The sequence below is a fragment of the Pedobacter sp. AC190 genome (assembly GCF_979258025.1).
Genome location: NZ_OZ409824.1, coordinates 4,231,670 through 4,254,191, shown reverse-complemented (window position 1 = coordinate 4,254,191; position 22,522 = coordinate 4,231,670). Strand labels below are relative to the sequence as shown.

Annotated in this window: 20 protein-coding genes; 17 read left to right on the top strand and 3 right to left on the bottom strand. The window is 47.0% G+C overall.

Translation table 11 applies throughout. The features are described 5' to 3' along the window. Positions 1-32: 32 nt before the first annotated feature. A complete protein-coding gene (locus ACZZZI_RS18665; RefSeq protein WP_463490620.1) occupies positions 33-1,478 on the bottom strand; it encodes an MBL fold metallo-hydrolase RNA specificity domain-containing protein in 1,446 nt (481 codons plus the stop codon). A gap of 273 nt (positions 1,479-1,751) precedes the next feature. Between ACZZZI_RS18665 and ACZZZI_RS18660 the strand changes: the two genes are divergently transcribed. The 4 genes from ACZZZI_RS18660 (at position 1,752) to ACZZZI_RS18645 (ending at position 5,255) form a co-directional block, all read left to right on the top strand. Further along, entirely contained in the window at positions 1,752-1,961 is a 210-nt protein-coding gene (locus ACZZZI_RS18660; RefSeq protein ID WP_463490618.1) for a YgaP family membrane protein, read from the top strand. 187 nt (positions 1,962-2,148) lie between these two features. Continuing rightward, the gene (locus tag ACZZZI_RS18655) at positions 2,149-2,745 is read left to right on the top strand and encodes an LOG family protein (RefSeq protein WP_463490616.1); all 597 of its coding nucleotides are present in this window, start codon (positions 2,149-2,151) and stop codon (positions 2,743-2,745) included. A 100-nt stretch (positions 2,746-2,845) separates the two neighbouring features. Beyond that, positions 2,846-4,324, top strand: a complete 1,479-nt coding sequence (locus ACZZZI_RS18650; protein WP_463490614.1) for a L,D-transpeptidase scaffold domain-containing protein — start codon at positions 2,846-2,848, stop codon at positions 4,322-4,324. A gap of 61 nt (positions 4,325-4,385) precedes the next feature. Then, a complete protein-coding gene (locus ACZZZI_RS18645) occupies positions 4,386-5,255 on the top strand; it encodes a universal stress protein (protein WP_463490612.1) in 870 nt (289 codons plus the stop codon). A gap of 68 nt (positions 5,256-5,323) precedes the next feature. On the opposite strand, the gene ACZZZI_RS18640 is transcribed toward ACZZZI_RS18645, so the two are convergent. Together ACZZZI_RS18640 and ACZZZI_RS18635 are read right to left on the bottom strand one after the other, a co-directional pair. Beyond that, positions 5,324-6,088, bottom strand: a complete 765-nt coding sequence (locus tag ACZZZI_RS18640) for a DUF6544 family protein (RefSeq protein ID WP_463490610.1) — start codon at positions 6,086-6,088, stop codon at positions 5,324-5,326. A gap of 19 nt (positions 6,089-6,107) precedes the next feature. Then, a complete protein-coding gene (locus tag ACZZZI_RS18635; RefSeq protein ID WP_463490608.1) occupies positions 6,108-6,593 on the bottom strand; it encodes a universal stress protein in 486 nt (161 codons plus the stop codon). Between the two features lie 234 nt (positions 6,594-6,827). On the opposite strand from ACZZZI_RS18635, the gene ACZZZI_RS18630 reads away from it, so the two are divergent. The 13 genes from ACZZZI_RS18630 to ACZZZI_RS18570 all read left to right on the top strand — a co-directional run bounded on the left by ACZZZI_RS18630 (position 6,828) and on the right by ACZZZI_RS18570 (position 22,522). Next, complete coding sequence (locus tag ACZZZI_RS18630; RefSeq protein WP_463490606.1) at positions 6,828-9,335, top strand: cation-translocating P-type ATPase; 2,508 nt, start codon at positions 6,828-6,830, stop codon at positions 9,333-9,335. Between the two features lie 147 nt (positions 9,336-9,482). After that, positions 9,483-10,040, top strand: a complete 558-nt coding sequence (locus tag ACZZZI_RS18625; RefSeq protein WP_463490604.1) for an HdeD family acid-resistance protein — start codon at positions 9,483-9,485, stop codon at positions 10,038-10,040. A 10-nt stretch (positions 10,041-10,050) separates the two neighbouring features. Beyond that, positions 10,051-10,917: a universal stress protein gene (locus tag ACZZZI_RS18620; RefSeq protein WP_463490602.1), complete on the top strand. Its 867-nt coding sequence runs from the start codon at positions 10,051-10,053 to the stop codon at positions 10,915-10,917. A gap of 10 nt (positions 10,918-10,927) precedes the next feature. Beyond that, complete coding sequence (gene adhP / locus ACZZZI_RS18615; protein ID WP_463490600.1) at positions 10,928-11,962, top strand: alcohol dehydrogenase AdhP; 1,035 nt, start codon at positions 10,928-10,930, stop codon at positions 11,960-11,962. A gap of 25 nt (positions 11,963-11,987) precedes the next feature. Beyond that, on the top strand, positions 11,988-12,440 hold the full coding sequence (locus tag ACZZZI_RS18610; protein ID WP_463490598.1) for a pyridoxamine 5'-phosphate oxidase family protein: 453 nt from the start codon (positions 11,988-11,990) through the stop codon (positions 12,438-12,440). Positions 12,441-12,650: 210 nt separating this feature from the next. Then, positions 12,651-13,949 carry an NRAMP family divalent metal transporter gene (locus ACZZZI_RS18605; RefSeq protein ID WP_463490596.1) on the top strand — a complete coding sequence of 433 codons (1,299 nt, stop codon included), beginning with the start codon at positions 12,651-12,653 and terminating at the stop codon, positions 13,947-13,949. 313 nt (positions 13,950-14,262) lie between these two features. After that, on the top strand, positions 14,263-14,844 hold the full coding sequence (locus tag ACZZZI_RS18600) for an HD domain-containing protein (RefSeq protein WP_463490594.1): 582 nt from the start codon (positions 14,263-14,265) through the stop codon (positions 14,842-14,844). A 77-nt stretch (positions 14,845-14,921) separates the two neighbouring features. Beyond that, the gene (locus tag ACZZZI_RS18595; RefSeq protein WP_463490591.1) at positions 14,922-15,599 is read left to right on the top strand and encodes a response regulator transcription factor; all 678 of its coding nucleotides are present in this window, start codon (positions 14,922-14,924) and stop codon (positions 15,597-15,599) included. Beyond that, positions 15,596-16,852, top strand: coding sequence for a sensor histidine kinase (locus ACZZZI_RS18590; protein ID WP_463490589.1), 1,257 nt, complete (start codon positions 15,596-15,598; stop codon positions 16,850-16,852). The genes ACZZZI_RS18595 and ACZZZI_RS18590 overlap by 4 nt, the downstream gene beginning before the upstream one ends. A 6-nt stretch (positions 16,853-16,858) precedes the next feature. After that, entirely contained in the window at positions 16,859-17,527 is a 669-nt protein-coding gene (locus ACZZZI_RS18585) for a cytochrome b/b6 domain-containing protein (RefSeq protein ID WP_463490587.1), read from the top strand. Positions 17,528-17,556: 29 nt separating this feature from the next. Further along, complete coding sequence (locus tag ACZZZI_RS18580) at positions 17,557-17,967, top strand: hypothetical protein (protein WP_463490585.1); 411 nt, start codon at positions 17,557-17,559, stop codon at positions 17,965-17,967. Positions 17,968-18,017: 50 nt separating this feature from the next. Further along, on the top strand, positions 18,018-22,370 hold the full coding sequence (locus tag ACZZZI_RS18575; RefSeq protein ID WP_463490583.1) for a CusA/CzcA family heavy metal efflux RND transporter: 4,353 nt from the start codon (positions 18,018-18,020) through the stop codon (positions 22,368-22,370). Beyond that, positions 22,367-22,522 carry a hypothetical protein gene (locus ACZZZI_RS18570; RefSeq protein WP_463490581.1) on the top strand — a complete coding sequence of 52 codons (156 nt, stop codon included), beginning with the start codon at positions 22,367-22,369 and terminating at the stop codon, positions 22,520-22,522. Before ACZZZI_RS18575 ends, ACZZZI_RS18570 begins: the two co-directional genes overlap by 4 nt.

Genomic DNA, 22,522 nt, shown 5'->3' with positions numbered 1-22,522 from the left:
TGATGATCATGATCCGGGTATTGACCCTTAGGCTAAGCTTCTGCAGGCTTTTGGACAGGAATCTCAAAAAGCTTTGTCTTTTCCCCTTGCCGGTTGATATGCGCCTCAAACCCCAGCGTATCGCGGATCTTTACCCGCAGGGATTCCTGTGCGCCGGGTTCTCCGTGCACAAGGAAAACGCCGGCATCTTTTTTTGCTGACAGTCTAAGCCACTCGATAAGTTCATGCTGATCTGCATGTGCAGACAAATTATTCAATGAAATGGTTCGGCATCTTACCGGAAAATATTGCCCTTCTATACGCAACTCGTGGGTACTTTCTTTCAGGGCCCGACCACGGGTACCCTCGGCCTGAAATCCCGAAAGAATGAGGCAATTGCGATCCTCCCCGACATAGTGCTTGAGGTATTCCAGAATCCTTCCCCCGGAAAGCATGCCACTTCCGGCGATGATGATCTTGCTTTTGCGGTTTCGGATAATACCGATCGTGCCCTCGTGTCGTTCATTGATCACAACGCTTTTCATCATCGCCCGGCATTCGCCCTCGCTAAGTGTTGTCCACTCCGGGAAGCGTAAAAGGATCTCTGAAGCTGCGGCAGCCATGGGGCTGTCAAGGTAGACAGGAACCTCGCCGGGAATCCTGCCGTCCGCTTTGAGCAGAAAAAGCATCCGGATAATTTCCTGGGCCCTTCCAACGGCAAAACAAGGTATCATGATATTTCCACCGTGATCCAGGGTCGTATTTATCGCATCCTGTAATTCGCTTTCCGCGCTGATCTGCTCATGTAAACGGTCACCATAGGTGGACTCCATTACCACGAAATCCGAAAGGGGTCCATGTTCGGGCGCTTCCAGAAATCCCGATTGGGTCCTTCCTATGTCCCCGGAAAAAAGGATCTTTCTATCGTAAACAGTAAAGGATATGGAACAGGCTCCGGGAATATGGCCCGAAGGGATGTACCTCATACTGATTTGTTCACCCAGGCTGATATCGACATCGGCATCGACCACCACAAACTGATGAAGCGAACGCTCCACCTCAGCCAGTGTATAAAGGGGCCTGGCAGGATGGTGACGTGAATAGCCATGACGGTTCGCCTTCCAGGCATCCTCTTCCTGGATTTTTGCACTGTCCCGCAGGATAAGCTCGGTAAGCTCCCGGGTGGGAGCGGTCATGAATATCTTTCCACGGTAGCCCGAGGCCACCAGCCTGGGAATATATCCGCAGTGGTCCAGGTGGGCATGGGTGAGGCACAATGCATCAATTCGATCAACATCAAAACCCGGATCGTCCCAGTTTTTGCGACGCAATGACTTTATTCCCTGAAAAAGTCCGCAATCGATAAGGATATCCATATTTGGGGTGTGCAGAAGGTGTTTGGAGCCGGTAACGGTCTCTGCAGCCCCGTAAGAGGTCAGCTCAACCCGTTGGCCGGCTACAGATGCTTCCACATGGTTCAAGTTCAGATCTTTTTGCATGTTCTTCTTTTTTAAGTCCCAATAAAATTAACGCTATTCCCTTGCCCGGCTTATGATCAGGATCACCGCTGACCATGACGGCAATTAGCAGCGCAGGATCAGATGTATGCGCTTTTATTTTCGCTTTTTCTGAAGATCATCCCGGGCTATGACCATGCTCATTTGATGTTCTTTCGTATATGTTCAATTTGCGGGAACAGTGCAGGGACGGGCCATGTCCAGTGATAACCTGTCCAAATCATAAAAATCTACCACCACTTAAATTTGAAATTTATGGAAATGAAAACGAACATGGGCATGCTGGACCGGACGCTTCGCACCCTACTTGCCATAGCAATCATACCCGCATATCTGTTCGGTGTCTTTGCAGGGACTGCCGAGATTATACTCATTAGCCTTGCCGGGATGCTCCTGTGGACAGGGATATTTGGTTTCTGCCCCTTGTATATGGCCCTGGACATCCGCACAAACCGTCACCGATAGTCTTTTCTTATTATTTCCGGTCAGTCGCTACTGATCAAACATTCTTATCCCCGCCAGAGACCATGAACCATAAATCAGAGATAAAATTCCTGGAGGGTCCCCGCTCGCGGACCAAGGAGCTCCTTTTTGTCATCCGTACGATGATGGATCTGATAAGGGGCTTCAGGGGGCTGCACTTCGTCGGCCCTTGCATTACATTTTTTGGATCCGCGAGGTTTCCCCCGACCACCCCGAATATATTTTTGCCAGAAAGGCTGCCGCTGCCTTTGCAAGGCTGGGATTTACCATCATGACCGGCGGCGGACCCGGACTGATGGAAGCGGCAAACCGTGGAGCCAGGGATGTGGGCGGCCGCTCGGTAGGCTGCAATATCGCGCTTCCGAAGGAACAAAAGCCAAATCCCTACCTGGACAAATGGGTTCACATGAAATATTTTTTTACCCGGAAGATTCTCCTGGTAAAATATTCCTACGCTTTTGTTGTGCTTCCTGGCGGCTATGGAACACTCGATGAATGCTTTGAAGCGCTTACCCTGATCCAGACCCGCAAGATCCATGACTTTCCCATTATCATATTCGGTAAGCAATACCATGAAAAGCTTTTTGCCCATATGCTCCATATGCGCGATAGCGGAACGATTACGGACCTGGACCTGCAACTTTGCCTTTTTACCGATGATATTTCCCGGGCCGAGACCTTCATCAAACTGCACAGCATCGACCGTTTTGGACTAAGGCCTGCCCGGGCCTTGCGTCCCTTTGGCTGGCTTATGGAAAGCCCATAATCTTGCTTTCGATCCTGTCGAAAATTAGTCCGTACAATGACCCCGGTCATTATTTACTGCCTACAGAAAACGAAACTTTGAGCATCCAAATCGACAGATTATGAAAACGACGAAATTTTTTAGCCCGCAGAATGCTTTCCAACGAATATGGATCGCCTTTGGTTGCATGATTTTCCTTTTTTTGGTCAATGCAACCGCATTGGCCGATTCTCCTGAAAACAGGGGGACGAGAAAAAACGATTATCCCGCTGACTCTCTCGGGATCAGCTCGTCGATCAGTCGCCTGTCGCCCAAATTGAACTACCCGAACCTTGTAAAGCAGTTTTACGGCAAAAGAAACTTTTCCCTGGCCTGGGTGAGGCCGGACACCGTAAAAACAGAAATCTATAAGTCCATGCTATTGATGGACTGTGTGCTTCAGTTCGGGCTGAACAGAGCGGATTTTCATCCCGAATACCTCACTTATGACAGGTTGCGTCCGCTCGTGCAGAAAAATGCGCCCATCGAATCGAAGGTCAATTACGATGTTTACCTGACCGATGCGCTCATCACCCTGATCAACCACCTTCACTATGGTAAATTTAACCCGGTTTATGCCAGACAGGTTTTGGAGTCCGGCAAAAGGCCGTTGGCCTTTGATCCGGTTCAACACCTTTCCGGTGCCCTTAAGTCCAAAAGCTTTATGGAGGCGGTCGTATCCGCACAGCCTGCAACAGAAATGTACAGACTGTTACAGGACTATCTCCATCTGGTAAAAGGACAATACATCGATGATTGTTATGAATTCCCCGAGGGTGATGCCCGAAGAATTGCCATCAACATGGAACGCCTGCGCTGGGTAAATTCCGGTAACCGGTATTTTATCCAAATCAATATCCCGGCTTTTACGCTCAAGGTCATCCATGCAGACAGCATCTCTGTCTTCAGAACGATTGTTGGCAATCCCTCTACGCCGACTCCTGAGCTGGAAAGCACCATCAACTACATGACCACCGCTCCGGAATGGAAGGTGCCCGCTAAGATATTTTCCAGGGAGCTCCTGCCAAAGGCCCTGAGGGACTCCGGTTTTATGGCCAACAACCAATACAATATCTATGATCAAAAAGGCAATCTTATTGCCGCATCCCGAAAGAACCTGCTGGAAATAGCACGTTATCCTAACCGATACTCAGCCAGGCAATCCCCGGGATGTGACAACGCCCTGGGCAGGATTGTATTCCGCTTTCCCAACCGCTTTGATATCTACCTTCACGATACGCCCGATCAAAAACTCTTCAAAAAAGATTTAAGGTCTTTTAGCCACGGATGCGTGCGTGTGGAGGATGCAGGCAAACTGGCCGCACTGCTGTTGAAGTATGACGGATCACCGGAAAAGGTTCCCTCACTGGACCTGTCGATGGCAAAACTCAAAAGGAAGACCTTTGGACTGAACCGTCCGGTGCCCGTCATGATCACCTACCTGACATGCGAAATTGTGGATGGGATTTTCACTTCCTATCCCGATATCTATAAAAGGGATGCTGTTCTGGAGGGCCTGATGTTTCCGGTAACACAGCAACTTGCGGGAAAAATAAAATAGATGCCGCGCCGGCCAGTCCCTGCCTTGCAGATCGTATACAAAAAAAGATAAAGAAAAGCTCATGAAAAAGATCCTTGTGCCCGTTAATTTTACGCCGGCTGCCAATAACGCGGCATATTTTGCAAGCGCACTTGCCTGCAGAATCGGCGCAAGCGTTGAACTGATGAACATCCTGCCCGTTCCGGTGCAGACTCCGCTGGCAGCCTCACTTCACTTCCCCGAGGATGAAACGGAGCTCCTCTGTGCTGATTCGGACAAAAAGCTCAACGAACTTGCCGGGAAGCTTTCACAAAAAATAAGGGATTCCTATGAGGTTTTGGACTTTAAGCCCGAAATCCATGGCAAATCCATCCTTGGCAATGTGACAGAGGAACTGAGCAGGCGTTTTGAGCATGAAAGGATGAACCTGGTGGTGATGGGCATCACCAAGGCCCCACGGATCAACAGGATCCTGGGCGGAAGCACGGTAAGGTCGGCCATTGAGAATTGCGAACTTCCGCTGCTGCTCATCCCCGAATCGTTCGCATTCCGTAAGTTCAAAAAGATCGCCTTTGCCTCGGACTACAATGTCAAGGATATTCCCTTGATCGCTATAATGGCTGAGATGATGAGGCCCTTCAATGCTGATATCTTAATCATACACAGTAAAAACCCCAAGGAAGATGACCGCAGTTACGCAGACACTTTTTTGAAACTGGTTTCCAATAAGGTGGATTATCCCAATATATATTTCAGGGAGGTGATCTCAAAAAGCGTCGATGAGGGAATTGACTACGTCCTGACCGGTTCCCAGGTGGATATGCTCGTCATGGTGCACAGGCACCACAGTTTTTTTCAGGACCTGTTCATGGGCAGCTCTACAAAGAGAATCTCGGACTCTATCCGGATCCCCTTATTCGTCTTTCCGCCGGATCAGAAACGGCTTATCTGAAGATTAAGGCGTTCAATTTGGGTACACATCCAATGCCCGATCATCGCCTGCCGATACCAAACCCGGGTTCAGTCGGGGTTGTCGGTACAGGGATATTTATAGTGGACGGCCGCAACCCTGCCCCTGAAATATTCCCAGTCGCCCCGGCGGGTGCTCCAGATTGCCCGTATCGTGCTTTGATTGGTTTTTACATCTTTTATGATTTCCACCCGCCATGGCGTCCTTAGGAGCTCCCCGTTATGCCTCAGGAAGCGGTCGTTGGTCGAAAAACCCATGAGCTCCCCGTCCTCTCCGATAGTGAAATCCCCTGCAGCACGCGTTCCTGCATCCCTAATGGTCGCATGCAGATAATGCGCGGAACGTTCCTGCCACTCGATATAGGGCATAAGCAGGTATGCCGGAATAATGAGTGCCTCGGCGAGCGTAACGGCCAGCTCTGATTGGGCAGTGTCTCTTCCGGAGCACCTGTCCAAACAAAAAAGGTTATTCAGGTTCAACTGAAGACTTCCCTGGCCGGACCAGTAATGATCGCGGCCAAGGAGGTGAAAGGGACCGAAGAAAGGAATCCGCATTTGGACAGACCGTCCGGGTTTATCGATCTGATTGAATTGCTCCATCCCAACACGGTGCCATTTCCCCTTGGGCGAAAATTTGATACTGGCCTCCGCCCATTCCACAAATGCGCTTTCGGGCCTTATTCTATGCTCCAGTCCCTTGCCCTGCAAGTGTCTGTTAATTGCGGCAGGCAAGTCCGGAAAAGGGTAGGTCATTTCCCCGGCAGGTGTCGGCCCGGAAAAGATTTTGCCGTATAAAGGACGTTCGTGATGTTTCATGGGTGTAGATGTTTTGGGATTAGACCTTTAATGCGTGCTGCTCCGGAACCACCAGAATAGGCCGCTGGGTAGTGTAAAGGATTTCATCAATTTCTGTACAAAACAAATAGTCATTGTTTTTTAGCGGACGTCCCCCCATAACAATCAGCACGATGTCTTCCTGTTCCAGAAGATCGCACACGCCTTGGGATAATGCGCCATCGCTTCCGTAGCTTTCGATGTTGGGCCGGAAGGCAGATTTTTCCATTTCCTGCAACTGTTTTTGGAGCCTTTCCTTTTCCAGCTCGAAATGTTTCTCGATAGAGGAGAGGTAGCTTGCATCCTCAAGGGGATGCATAATGCCGGGGCTATAACGTTGGGTGTAGGCATGCAACAAAATCAGGTCCAAGCCCAGTTTTATGCCCAGTTTGAGTGCTGCGTCTGAGGCATTTCGATCCCTTTTGCTAAACTCGGTCAGCACCAGGATCATCGGTTTTTTTTCTTTGCACATCTTATTCACGATCATTGTTTTTTACTGATTAAATATGACCAATAGGATACGCTTCGCAGCTGACTGCGGTCATGGCAGAATCTGTTTCCCGTCATCCCCCAAAGCTTTTGCCCGCAAGAGTGGGATATTGAACAGACTAAGATAATGCCGGTTCATCTCAAATCATCTTTCCCGATGACCATCATCATCACCCAAAAAGCTGTCATGGTATAAATTTGAGACACACCCCATCAGCGGCGTTCCACCTGTATGCAAAACAATGATTATTATTTCCAGGGTCTCACAGACGCCCAAGTGGCCGGCTCCAGAGCCAAATTTGGATCTAATGTACTATCCCGCAAAAAGGAACACCCGGTCATTGCGGAGCTCCTAAATGTGATCAAAGAGCCTATGGTCATTCTTCTGATCATCATATCGGTAATGTATTTTTTGACCGGAAACATGGCCGACGGAATATTTCTATGTTTTGCCGTATTGACCGTTGCCGGGATATCACTCTTTCAATCCTCCCGAAGCCGGCGTGCATTGGCAAAACTGGAAACTTTTTCCCGTCCTGTTTCCAAAGTCATCAGGGATGGGAAGATACTGGAACTAGAGACCCGGCAACTCGTTATCGGGGATTGCCTCATGGTTGAGGAGGGAAGGACCGTTCCGGCCGACGGAACGATCATTTATGCCCATGACTTCTGCGTGGATGAAAGCCTGCTCACCGGTGAGTCGCTCCCGGTCTATAAAAACCTCAACTCACCGGATAAATCGGTTTTTCAGGGTACAGTGGTCGTTGGTGGAATGGCTGTTGCGACCATTACCGCCATTGCCAACGGCACAAGACTGGGCAGGATCGGCAAAAGCCTTGCAGACATTAAAGAAGAGGCAACGCCGTTGGAGCGACAAATCAACAGTTTTGTTACAAAAATGGTTATTGCCGGCACGATCGTATTTATCCTGGTCTGGCTTATCAACTATTTTCAGACCCTGAATTTCCTGGATAGCCTGATCAAGGCGCTGACGCTTGCCATGAGCATTCTGCCTGAGGAAATCCCTGTGGCCTTTACTGCCTTTATGGCTATTGGTGCATGGCGTATGCTCAAAATGGGCATTGTTGTAAAACAGATGAAAACTGTTGAAACCCTGGGCAGTGCCTCGGTGATCTGTACCGATAAGACCGGAACTCTTACCGAGAACAGGATGTCTCTTGCTGGTATTTTTGCCCTTGATGGCGTCCGTTTTTTTTATCCGGAGGAATTTAAATCAAGCAGCGCCGCCCGGCAGGTGCTCACAATGGCCATGTGGGCAAGCGAGCCCATACCTTTCGATCCCATGGAAATCGCACTTCATAATGCCTATTCCGAAAATATCCTTCATGACTTACGCCCGGATTTCCATATGGTCCATGAATATCCGCTCGGGGGGAGGCCACCGATGATGACCCATATTTTTGAAGACGTACACCATACGCGCATCATCGCCGCCAAGGGTGCTCCTGAAGCAATTATGCAGCTAGCCGGGCTCAATGAAGCAGAAAGATTTGCCATTGGCGAGGCAATAGTTTCCCTGGCTGCCTCCGGTTACAGGATATTGGCCGTCGGGGAGGCGGTTTACCATGGCAGTGATTTCCCAAAGCTGCAGCAAGAGTTGGAGTTTTCCTTCAAGGGCCTTGTCGCCTTCTATGATCCACCAAAAAAGAACATCAAATCGGTACTGGAAGCTTTTTACCTTGCAGGGATACAGGTTAAAATCATCACAGGCGATAATGGTCCTACCACAAGTGCCATAGCCCGTCAGATTGGCCTAAAGGGCTCCATCGACTGTATTTCAGGCGAAGAGCTTATGACACTCTCTGAAGAGAAACTACGGGAAAAAGTTGAGACGGTCAACATTTTTACGCGTATGTTTCCCGAGGCCAAACTGCGCATTATAAATGCACTCAAAGCCAACAGGCAGATCGTGGCCATGACCGGAGATGGCGTAAATGATGCACCCGCACTCAAAGCTGCCCATATCGGAATAGCCATGGGAAAAAAAGGTGCTGAGGTTGCCAAAACAGCTGCATCGCTGATACTTCAGGAAGATGATCTCTCCAAGATAGTCGATGCAATCGCCATGGGACGGCGCATATATGCCAACCTGAAGAAGGCCATACAGTATATCATCTCCATCCACATCCCCATCATATTGACCGTGCTCACCCCACTTGCGCTGGGATGGAGGTATCCGGCCATCTTTACCCCATTGCACATCATTTTTCTGGAGCTGATCATGGGGCCTACCTGTTCGATTATCTATGAAAACGAGCCGATGGAAGAAAACACCATGCAACAAAGGCCCAGGCCTTTCACAACCACCTTCTTCAATTGGAAGGAACTCTCAACAAGCATCTTCCAGGGCCTGATGATTACCCTTGGCACTTTGGGATCCTACCGGTATGCCCTTCATCACGATGCTGATGAAGCGACAACGCGTACCATGGTATTTGTCTCCCTGATTACAGCGAACATTTTCCTGACCCTGGTGAACCGTTCTTTCTTTTATTCGCTGCTCACCGTGATTACCTACAAGAACAACATGGTTCCCTTTATAATAGCTATCACCACGCTGGTTGCTGCCGCTTTGATATCCTGGCCGCCATTTGCTGTTTTTTTTGGGTTCAGCACACTTAGTTCCTCCGCGCTTTTGTTCAGCATAACCACTGGATTTGTTTCTGTTGCATGGTTTGAAGTTGTGAAATTGAAAATCCGTTACGACCACAGGAATTAAACTGCAGCTGTAAGTCTCTTAGTAGATCCTGATTGACGAAGATCAGGGTAAGCGCTGATTCCGGTCATGGTCTAATATGCCCCGCCGGCTAACTTTGTGATGCCAATATGTCCATGCTTAAAACGATTGATCACAAATGAGAGCAAGATGAAATCAAGACCCGTTAACAACGTCCCGTTGCCCTGGTGGCTTTTTGTTTTTTTTTCCGGAACGTTTATGGTCCTGGTCGGCATATGGGTATTGATAACCCCAAGCGAGGCCTATTTTTCCCTGAGCATACTGCTCGCTGTTGGCCTTGTTGCGGCCGGATTGGTCAACCTGATGTTGGCCCTTTACCTTCGCGGAACAGTTAGGGGATGGTTCTGGCTTTTGGCCGGGGCACTGCTCGACCTCGCACTGGGGATTTACCTGCTTTACTTTCCCATGCTGAGCATGATCCTGCTGCCTTTTTTGATTGGTCTCTGGCTTCTTTTTCGCGGGCTTACCGATATAGGCAGATCAACAACCTATCCAATCGGTCCTCGCAAGTGGTTCCATTCCCTGTTGCCGGGCTTGCTGATCTTGCTCTTTTCGGTATTCATTCTCCGGTATCCGCTAAGCGGAATGATCAATATTGTTTCCTGGATGGGATTGGCATCTATTGTTTCGGGTTTGCTCCGCATATATTTCTCCGTCAGGCTTTATCAGTCTTCAACTTTCAATTAACCCTCCGAATATGAAAACCATACTCGTACCAACCGATTTTTCCGAAGCTGCTAACCATGCGCTTGACCATGCTGTGGTTCTTGCAAAACAGCTTCATGCAAGGTTGCTTCTGGCCAATGCGATACTCGTGCCCATACCTGTTGTTACGCCCGCGGGAATTGACATTCCCTTTGAGGGCACTGGCGAAATCCTGGATTCCACGCTCGGTCAACTCCAGGCGATCAAGAAATGCATAGAGAAAGCTGAAAGTAGCGATATTTTGAAGCCTCCCCTTCAGGTAAGTGTCGCCGCAGGTTTCGGTCCTCCGTTTGCCTATATTGCCAAGCTCGCCGGCCAGCAGGCTGCGGGACTGGTGGTTGCCGGGCGCTCAGGGGCGGGGGCCATGCACCGTTTCTTTTTGGGCAGCACAAGCAGGGATCTGATCAACGTATCAGCCTTTCCGGTGTTGCTCATTCCCCTGCAGGCGCCCCTAAGGCCTGTTTGCAATATCGTCTTTGTAAGTGACCTCAGCGCCACGGACATCGATGCCATCCGTATTTTGGTGCCATTGGCAAGAACAATGGGGGCAAAGATTCGCATAGCCCATATCTGCGGCGAACATGATACGGCGCTGAGCAGCAAGATAGAGACCTTCATGGCCAGGGCAAAAGATGAATGCACGGACGTTGAACTCCACTACCAAAGCGTGTATAACAGAGCAGAGGAAGAAGGCTTCGAGTGGCTCCTGGAACACATGAAGGTCGACTGGTTTGTGATGGTCCACAGACACCATGGTTTCCTCAATACCATATTCAAAGAAGGCTATTGCCAGAAAATGGCCAAACAGTCCACCGTTCCGGTGCTGGTTATACCGGAACATTTCCATCCGAAAAATTAACGCTGAAAATATGTATCCCAAAAAAATGAAGGCCGCGGTCATCCGCCAACATGGTGGACCGCTGATGATAGAAGAACTTCCGGTTAGGGCTTGTGGTGAAAATGAAATATTGGTCAAAGTGCTCGCCTGTGGGGTCTGCCACACAGACCTGCATGCCTGTAACGGGGACTGGCCTGTAAAGTCAAAAATGCCCCTGGTGCCGGGTCACGAGGCCATAGGGCAAGTGGTCGCGATGGGAAAGGGCGTGAGGAATACCTCCGAAGGGGCGATTGTTGGGGTGCCCTGGCTTTACAGCGCCTGTGGGTGCTGCGAGTTTTGCCTCACCGGATGGGAGACACTCTGCTATGAGCAGAAGAATGGCGGCTACAGTGTGGATGGGGGATTTGCGGAATACATCGTGGCAGATGCCCGGTATGTAGCACATTTTCCTTCCTATGTCAATTTCCTGGAAATGGCGCCCATTATCTGCGCAGGGGTAACCGTTTACAAAGGACTTAAAGAGCTCGAGGCAAATCCCGGAGAATGGGTGGCCATATCGGGCATCGGCGGGCTTGGCCACCTTGGCGTGCAGTATGCAAAGGCTATGGGTTTCCAGGTCGCAGCAATCGATGTTTCGCATGAAAAGCTCGATTTGGCAAGAAAGCTGGGCGCAGACGTGACCGTGAATGCACTGGAGGAAGATCCGGGAGAAACCCTGAAGAAAAAAACCGGTGGCATGCATGGGGTACTGGTTACCGCCACAACCCCCATTGCTTTCAAACAAGGCCTTTCAGCTCTTCGCAGAAAGGGAACCCTGAGCCTGAACGGACTTCCCCCCGGAAGTTTTGATCTGCCCATTTTCGATACCGTGCTCAACCGGCTCACCATTCGCGGCTCTATCGTAGGCACCAGACAGGATATGCAGGAAGCGATCGGCTTTGCTGTAGAAGGGAAGGTTCGTGCCCGGGTGTCCGCGGCAAAGCTCGAGGATATCAACCAGGTTTTCCAGGATATGAAAGCCGGGCGCATCGATGGCAGGGTGGTACTGGACATCGCCGGAATTTAAATTTTTACTTCTTAAATGAAATACCATGTTAGGCAAATTAACAGAAAACCAGATTGAAGCGCTCCTGTCCGGTCAGCATATCGGCCGCCTGGGTTGTAGCTCCGCGCAGCAATGCTATATTGTACCCCTGAACTACATTTATCGTAAAGGTGCCATCTTCAGCCACTCTGCGCCCGGAAGGAAAATCGCCATGATGAGGGGAAACCCAAGGGTGTGTTTCCAGGTGGACCATATTCTGGATACCTATAGATGGGAGAGCGTAATCTGTCAGGGCAGCTTTGAAGAGGTAACCGATCCAAGCGAGAAACAACAGGTCATCCAGGGCATTATTCATAAAATGATGCCCCTGACAAACAGTCCTGAGCAACAGCCCTCCCACGGAACCGGCAAAGATGGGCCCTATGAGGATAGTATAATTGTCTTTAAGATTGTCATTCTGGAAAGAACAGGACGGTTTGAGAAGCAGGAGGTATTATAAGTCCCGCGAGTGTTATTTGTAAGGTTCAATTTTTTGAATGCTCATGAGCGCGATGTTCGGTTTCTCGCAGACCTTTACGAGGTTCCTCGATTTGGGTATGTTTCTGAAACTTTTTATTGGCAGCATAGTGTGTCAGGCAACAATTTCCTTTCGATTTTGAAACATCATGTGGATCAGAAAACAAGTACGATATCAATAACAAAACAATAGATGTCCCAACAAAAATCTACGAAGAAGCGTAGCAAGTTTCGCCGTTTGCTAAGCATAATGGGACCCGGACTTGTAACGGGTGCTGCAGATGATGATCCTTCAGGGATTGCAACCTATTCTCAGACCGGGGCTCAGTTTGGTTATGGCCAGTTATGGACGGCATTTTATATGCTTCCTTTTCTGATCGCCGTTCAAGAATCATGTGCAAGAATTGGCCTGGTGAGCGGAAGTGGTATATCCGCTGCTATAAAGGCGCGGTACAATCGAACAGTTCTCTATTTTGTCGTCGGACTTGTCGTAATGGCCAATACGATAAACATTGGAGCCGATATTGGGGCAATGGCTTCAGCTATGCAACTGCTGCTTCCGGCACCATTTTTTATTTTAACATTAGTCTTTACCTCAATTATCCTCATCCTCGAGCTATTTACCTCCTACAAAGCCTATGCAAAGATATTGAAGTGGCTGACCTTGGCATTGATTGCCTATCCAATCACTTTATTTATTATAGATCAGCCATGGCTAATAGTAATTAGATCAACGCTAATTCCACACTTTGAGTTTTCTTTTACCTTCCTGTTTGTTATCACCGGGGTATTAGGAACAACCATTTCTCCATATATGTTTTTCTGGGAGGCATCACAGGAAGTCGAAGAGCAGCGGCAGCGGGATAGCTTACTTAAAAGGCGTCGGCATATTAGTTGGTCACAGATTAAGCGAATGCGCATCGACAATACCATAGGTATGCTAATTTCCGAATTGACCACATGGAGTATAATTATAGTTAGTGCAACCGTACTCCACAGTAACGGATTTAAAGATATTAAAACTGCGGCCGACGCAGCAAAGGCGATAGAGCCGCTGGTTCACAGCTTTGCAAATGCGGGCCTGCTGGCAAAGCTGATTTTTTCTTCAGGTATTATTGGCCTGGGCTTACTGGCAATACCTGTGCTTTCTGCATCTGCATCGTATGCGGTATGTGAAGCTTTCAGCTGGAAATCAGGTTTAAATCTTAAGCTTAACCGGGCACCGGCTTTTTATGCGATAATCTGTGCTGCCACCGCCATTGGTCTTATTATGAATTTTTTGGGTGTAGATCCAATTAAGGCGCTCATTTATGCAGCTGTATTTAACGGGATTGCCGCCGTACCATTGCTGTTCTTAATTCTTCGTATCGCCGGTAACGAAGAAATCATGGGTGAATATAAGAGCGGCTGGTTATCAAATTTGCTCTTGTGGATTACATTTTTAGGAATGGGGGCGGCCTCAATTGCTATGTTTTACAGTATTATTGAATAGGCAAGTCCATAAAACCGGATAAACCAGAGTAGATTAAGGTTACCTCGCCGGAAACAAATCTATTGCAGTTCGTTACTTGCCATTACGTTTGTATGTTGGCTAGAAGGGGTCAAATGGATTGGTTTGCCCACTACACATTATTGCGGGCTATTGCCATAAGCGTTAAAGACGGGATTAATAATTGGGCGGGAAAATCAAAATTTGTAAACCCCACCTGAATGTATATGAATTGGTTAAAAGTATTCCATACAAACTTCAACTTGTCTTTAGATTTGATGTTTATTATTGCCTGATGCAACAATCATAAAGAAACATGGAGCAGATAATAGACAGGGCAATGGTTTACGTTAAGAGATTGTTTATGGATCAGTTATCCGATAACATGTACTTTCACGACCTTCAGCATACCCTGCAGACCGCCAGGATTGCCAGAGAGATCGGGATCAACAGTGGGTTAAGCGAGCTTGAGCTGTTCAAACTGGACCTTGCGGCGTTGTTTCACGATACAGGTTATACTAGGAAATACATAGGGCACGAAGAAGAAAGCATACGGATTGCAACTGACTTTTTGCGAAATGAAAATCTGGGACAGGAGATCATTGATGAAATATGCCGTTGCATTGCCGACACCAGGTTTCCTCAATTCCCAACGGAAAAACTCGGAAAGATCTTGTGCGACGCTGACCTTTACCATTTTTCTCTACAGGATTATGTCCTTTATTCTGAAAAACTTAGAAAGGAATGGGAGGTCACGTTAAACCTGTTTTATGACTCAGCGCAATGGAATTCCTTAAATCTTAAGCTTCTTATCTCCCACGAGTATTTTGAGCCCTATTCCAGGTCTGCATTTCAGCCGGGAAAACAGGTTAACATTAAAAGACTTTCAGGCAATTGATTCACCTTAAATCCATTTTGGTACTTTTTTGCGGAAACTTCAAGATGTCTTCAGTATCTTAAACCATATTTGTTCTTATGAAGATTCTAATCATTGAAGATGAACCCGGGCTGCAACGTAGCATAGCCCAGTATCTGCTCTCCCAGGGAAATTTATGTAGTCAGGCTTCAACCTATAGCGAAGCACTTGGCCGCTTGGGATCCTATGATTATGACTGCATTTTGCTCGATCTCAACCTTCCCGATGGAGAAGGGCTTCAGATACTGAACTATCTTAAACGGATGAACAGAACAGAAGGAGTAATCATTATTTCCGCGAGAAACTCAATCGATCAAAAAATAGAAGGCCTTAGCCTTGGAGCTGACGATTACCTGATCAAGCCCTTCCACCTCTCGGAGCTCAATGCCAGGATACTGGCAGTTGTTCGCCGAAAAAGTGCGCAAGGTGAAAGGCATATTGAATTTAATGAAATCAGGATAGACCTGGATGCTAAAGAGGTACATGTAAATGGCAAAGTAGTTCACATGACCAAAAAAGAATTTGATCTTGTGCTTTATTTTGTTTCCAACAAAGGTAAGGTAATCTCCAAATCTGCTGCGGTTGAGCACATCTGGGGTGATGATTCAGATATGGCCGACAGTTTTGATTTCATCTATACCCATATCAGGAACATCAGAAAAAAACTCACTGACGCCGGGAGCAGGGATTATTTTCAGTCCGTATACGGCATTGGTTACAAATTCACGGAAGTATGAGGCTATTTACAAGATATAACAGGATACTGATGATCATCAGTCTTTTTGGCCTGCTGCTGATCGGATTTCTTTTTTACCGGATGCTCATCTATTATCTTGATCAGCAGATTGATCATGATCTGGTGGAAGAAGTTATGGAGGTAAAAGAATATTCGGCAGCGGGAAATTTTTATCAGCCGCATGAATTTGAGGACCTTGTTGTTCAATATAGAAAAATCGAAAAGGCCAATCCTTCCAGTAGCTACGCTGATACCCTGTTCTACAATCCCCTTAAGCATCGCAAGGAAACCGCAAGATACCTTAAAACCGAACTCGAACTGGTTGGGCAACCTTACCGGGTCCTGGTCATCGCCTCTAAATTTGAACGGCAGGAGCAGATCAGGAACATCTGCCTCATTATCCTCCTTCCGGTGACGATGCTTTTTGCCCTGGTGTTATTGGTGAACAGGATTTTGCTCAGGAAAATCTGGGCCCCTTTTGAGCAGCTTTTAAAGAATATTACAGCCTTCAATATCAACCATGACCGGCCATACGAGCCTGTTGAAATGCCCGTGGCAGAATTCAGGCAATTAAACAAGGTATTGGTAGAACTTTCGGGTAAAGTAAAATCTGATTATAACGAGATCAAGCTTTTTACCGAAAACGCATCCCACGAAATGATGACGCCGCTGGCGGTAATCAATTCGAAGCTCGATAATATGCTCCAGTCAAATGTTCTGGGTAAGGAAGATGGCGAAACCCTGGTTGAACTGTATAAGGCCACTTCACGACTAACCAAGCTGAACCAATCACTACTACTCCTGGTTAAGATTGATAATAATTTATTGCAGGACGAGGAAAAGGTTAACCTGAAATCGCTTATCGAAGAAAAGCAGGTATACTTCCAGGAATTGATCAGCGAGCGGAATATTACCGTAGAAACCATTTTGACCGATGTAACGATTTCTGCAAGCCGAAGCTTACTTGAAATACTGATTAACAATCTTTTCAGCAATGTGATCAGGCATAACTATGATGGAGGAAAAATTGAGATTAGCTTGGATGCAGAAAAAATAGTATTTGCCAATACCGGGCACAACAAGGTGCTCGATCCCGAAAAAATATTTGACCGTTTTTACAAGGACAACGCCTCTGAGGGTGCAGGTTTGGGGCTTGCCATACTCAAGCAGATCTGCAACCGGCAACATTATCAGCTTGATTATTTCTATTATCAAGACCTGCATACTTTTACTGTAACCTTTAAAGCCCAATAAAATCATATGGCCATTATCGAACCTACCAATCAAGAAATCGGAGGCAGCAGAAAAGGAAAGAAATATGCTTCTTCCACACGTTTCTGGCACTGGCTAAATTTTATTATAATCTCAGGATCCCTGCTCACTGTGCTGATCAATTCTACACTTTTTGACCGTGCGCAGCGCAGCTTTGTGAAAAATGAATTGGTCAATGCCGGCGCAACTGTAAGTGATCAGCAGGCCGGTGCAGTTACGCATGGCCTGGAAGATCAGGTATGGGATATACACATCTATTTTGGCTACGCATTAGCCGCGCTTTTTCTGTTCAGGTTAATCGCAGAGTTTTTTATGCCGCCCTCGCAAAAACTCTTTCCCAAGCTCAGAAAGGCTTACCGGGCTTATTTTGTCTTAAAAAAAGAGCGAGAGGCAGCAAAGCACGAACTGGTGGTAAAAGGACTTTACATCATTTTTTATCTCCTGCTTTTGGTTATGGTGGTTACAGGCCTCCTGCTCACTTTTGAAGATTATACCGGCATCCCGCAAAACATTAACCACAGCATAAAGGAATTCCATGGCTTTTGCATGTACCTGATACAGGGTTTTATTGTTCTTCATTTGGCGGGAGTTTTTCTAGCCGAGCGTAAAGATGGAAAGGGAATTGTTTCGGATATGATCAACGGGGGAGAGAGTTGAAAATGATGAAAATAATTAGGATCTAGGCCATGCTAAAAAGAACTGCTGTACTTCTGTTGTGCTGTTATCTTTTTTCATCTACAGCGCTTTCCCGGTTTCTAAAGGTGCCCGAGCTGATCGGACATTACCTTGAGCATAAAGAGAAGCAAAAGCATTTATCCCTTTGGAGATTTTTTTATATCCATTACTTTAACGGAGATGTGCGTGATGCAGACTATGATAAGGATATGAAATTGCCCTTTAAGACCTGTGTTCCGTTGAACCATGGGGAATCCTTTGTTCGCCTGGAAGCCGGTCAGATAGTCGTTCCAATCGATCCGGGCATTGAATTGCGACACCTCAAATTATTCTTTTATCAATTTCCCGAAACCCCTACACCCGGAGGCGACATTTGGCAACCACCAAAGTGCTGCCTGAGCACTTATGCGCTATCGATCTGATAAGCATAAGAACAAATTTTATTAATTTTTAAACGTTTATTAAAGATTTTATGCTCAACAGGATAATAGAATTTTCGGTGCGCAATAAGCTCATCATCGGGCTGTTTATTTTTGCGCTCATCGGATATGGATTTTACGAGATCAAAAAACTCCCCATAGACGCAGTTCCCGACATTACCAATAACCAGGTTCAGGTAATCACCATTGCACCCTCTTTCGGTGCGACCGACATCGAAAGACTGGTCACCTTTCCCATCGAACAGGCCAACAGCAATATACCGGGTATGCTCGAGATCAGGAGCTTTTCGAGGTTTGGCCTTTCCCTGGTTACCATTGTTTTTAACGATGATACCGATATTTACTGGGCAAGGCAACAGGTTGCAGAACGTCTGCAACAGGTTCAGACGCAAATTCCGCAGGGAATAGGAAGCCCTGAGCTTGGGCCGGTATCTACCGGTCTGGGGGAAATTTATCAATACGTGGTCCGGCCGGAAAAAGGTTATGAACATAAGTATAAAGAAACCGAGCTCAGGACCATTCAGGACTGGATTGTAAGAAGACAGTTACTTGGCGTCAAAGGGGTAGCAGAGGTAAGCAGCTTCGGTGGCAAGCTTAAGCAATATGAAATTGCCATTAGCCCCAACAAACTCGCATCTTTCGGAATTACCATCAATGATGTGTTCAGTGCGATTGACCGGAATAACCAGAATACCGGCGGTGCTTATATCGAAAAAGGTCCCTCGGTACTCTTCATCCGTACCGAAGGACTGGTATCTACGGTAGAAGATATTGGAAATATCGCCATTAAAACGCCGCAGAACAGACCGCTGTTTATCCGCGATGTAGCTGAGGTCAAGCTTGGCTACGCCACTCGTTACGGTGCAATGTGCTACAACGACCAGGGCGAAGTATCGGGCGCAGTGGTAATGATGCTCAAAGGCGCAAACAGCAGCGAGGTGATCAAAAATGTAAAGGACAGGATTGCCCAGATCCAGAAGACCTTGCCGAAAGGGGTTGTAATCGAACCATTTTTGGATCGGACCAAGATGGTGAATAATGCCATCGGTACGGTAGAGAAAAACCTGATGGAAGGTGCACTGATTGTTGTATTTGTACTCGTTCTTTTTCTGGGTAATTTCAGGGCTGGGCTGATTGTGGCTTCCATTATTCCCCTGGCCATGCTTTTTGCGGTGATTATGATGAATACCTTCGGGGTAAGCGGAAACCTGATGAGCCTCGGCGCACTGGATTTCGGATTGATCGTAGATGGTGCGGTAATTATCGTTGAAGCGGTGATGCACCAGCTTTCCCATCACAGGAAGTTTGCGACGCTCGATAAAATATCGCCGCATGAAATGGACGGACAGGTGGAGCAATCTGCAGGTAAGATGATGAACAGTGCAGTATTCGGGCAGATTATCATTCTCATCGTTTACCTTCCGATTTTTACCTTGCAGGGGATTGAGGGAAAAATGTTCAAGCCAATGGCGCAGACAGTCGCCTTTGCGTTGCTGGGTGCCTTTATCCTCTCGCTCACTTACATACCCATGATGAGTGCGCTGTTTTTGAGCAAAAAAATCAAGCACAAAGCCAATTTTTCTGACCGTATGATGTCCAGACTGGAAAATTCTTACCATAAAACGCTATCGAAAGTTATGGCATTTCCAAAAATGGTATTACTCACTGTATTTTCATTATTTGTACTGGCTGCGATTACACTCACATTTCTTGGGGGCGAATTTATTCCGGCACTGGAAGAAGGCGATTTTGCTGTAGACACCAGGGTACTCACCGGAAGCAGTATTTCCACGACGATAGAAAGTACTCAGAAGGCCGCCCACATTTTAAAAACCCGGTTTCCGGAAGTCGAAAAAGTGGTCACCAAGATTGGAAGCGGCGAGGTGCCGACTGATCCCATGCCAATGGAGGCCAGTGATATGATGGTGATATTGAAGGATAAAAAAGACTGGACCTCGGCAAAAACATTCAATGAGCTTTCTGAAAAAATGGGCAAGGCGCTGGAAGCAGTGCCCGGCATTACCGCAGGATTTCAGTATCCGGTACAAATGCGATTTAATGAGCTGATGACCGGAGCCAGGCAGGATGTGGTTTGCAAGATTTTCGGGGAGAACCTGGATACCCTAGCGATATTTGCCAAACAACTGGGTTCGGTGATTTCTTCTGTAAACGGCGCCCGGGATCTCTTCATTGAGCCGGTAACCGGAATGCCGCAGGTGGTGATTTCTTACAACAGGGCATTAATCGCTCAATATAACCTGGATATTACGGACGTGAACCGGATCGTGAATACCGCATTTGCCGGCCAGAGTGCAGGTCTTATTTTTGAAGGGGAGAAGCGTTTTCAACTTGTCGTTCGGCTTGATGGGGAGCAGCGCAAAAACTTAGGAGACATTCAAAATCTTTTAATACCAACGCCTGCAGGGACGCAGATACCCTTATCTCAACTTGCAAGCGTCGAAATCAAAAACGGCCCCAACCAGATTCAGCGTGAGGATGCCAAAAGGAGATTGGTTGTCGGTTTCAATGTAAGGGGAAGAGATGTGCAGACCATTGTTAATGAACTGCAGGAAAAGGTGAATGCCAAGATCAAATTTCCCCCGGGCTATTACGTCACTTATGGTGGTGCATTTGAGAATCTGAATGCGGCCAAGAAAAGGCTGATGGTTGCAGTGCCCGTATCCTTGGTACTGATATTTATCCTGCTGTTTTTTGCTTTTGGCTCGGTTAAACAGGGACTGCTTATCTATTCAGCCATTCCGCTATCTGCAATAGGCGGGATCTTCTTTCTGGCGCTTCGTGGAATGCCTTTCAGTATCAGTGCAGGGGTTGGCTTTATCGCGCTGTTTGGTGTGGCTGTACTCAATGGAATTGTGCTTATTGCGGAATTTAACAGACTAAAAAAAGAAGGCATGACGAATTTAAGGGAAATAGTACTTAAGGGAACCAGTTTGAGATTAAGACCGGTCATGATGACCGCCTTTGTGGCATCTTTAGGCTTTCTGCCGATGGCCCTGAGCAATGGAGCAGGTGCCGAAGTGCAGCGTCCTTTGGCAACAGTTGTGATAGGAGGCCTTATGGTTGCAACTTTTTTAACACTTTTTGTATTACCGGTGCTTTATATTTTGTTTGAAAAAGGAATTGGATTTTCATTTGGTCGTAAAAGGCTTACCATAGTTGGTATTGTACTTTCCATTGGTATAGGTAAGGTAAATGCCCAGCAGCCTATCTCGCTTTCAGCAGCCATAGATACCGCCATGAAAAATAGTTTGACGGTTAAAAACCAGGCACTACTCATCAAATACCGGCAGCAACTCATCAAAACGTCTGGCGCTAGGCCCATGGCCAATCTAACAGGAGAGATTGGACAGCTAAACAGTGCTTTTACCGATAACCGGATCGGAATTTCCCAGTCTTTCAGTTTCCCGTCCGTATATGCAAAACAGCGAAATCTGCTTACTTTGGAAGCCGAGCAGGCAACCTTAAGCGCTACCCTGAAAGCAGCCGAGCTCCGCAGGACAATAGCAGAAGTGTTTGATCATTTTTTATATTTAAAAGAAAAGGAAAAACTCATCCTGAAAAGCGATTCGCTTTTCAGCCGGTTTTTGGATAAGGCAAAAATCCGTTTTAAGGTTGGAGAAAGCAATATCATGGAAAAGGCTACAGCCGAAACCCAAAAAGCGGCAGTGGCTTTTCAGTTAAGCCAGCTCCGCCAGGAAATGGAAACGGTATTGCTTCAGTTTGGGGTGTTACTCAATAGTGAAAATAGGTTTTATCCTGCGGGCAAAATAGAAAAGAAAAAATTGCCTGAAAATGTGGCGGCTTTTGAAGTGGATAAAAATTATACCTTGAAGATCTATGAGCAGCAAAAGCTCATCAGTAAGGCACTCACCAAGGTAGAACAGTCGAAACTGCTACCGGAAATAAGCCTCGGCTACTTTAATACCTCCATGAAGGGAACCGGTGCTGATGACCGTTACTATAATGGTAACAAACGTTTCCAGGCCGCGCAGATAGGGATCGGTATCCCGATTTTTAGCGCTGCCCAGAAAGCCAGCATATCGGCAGCCAGAATTAATGAGGACATTGCCATTTCCGGTTTCGAGCAGCAAAGACAGCAACTGAACCTACAGTTAATGACCCTCAGAAAGCAATACCAATATGGGCTGGAAAATGTAGAGCAGTATGAAAAAACGGTGCTTAAAAATGCGGACCTCATTATAACCACAGCCAATAAGCAGTTTGTAAACGGTGAAATCAATTATCTCGAATGGGGGATGCTGATCAACCAGTCTGTTACGATACGAAGCAATTACCTTGACCTTGTTAAAAGCCTGAATCAGGCAGTCATTCAGTTTAATTACTTAAACGCAGGAACAGAATGAAAAAATCCCGTATCTCACCTGAGCAACATTCAGTGAACACAGACTCGGCACTGTCATCACCAATAAAAATTAACCAAGGCCATCGTGAGTTTCACGCCAATAAAATGGATTGGATCAAAACTCATGATCGCCGCATCGCCAATAAAAAATAA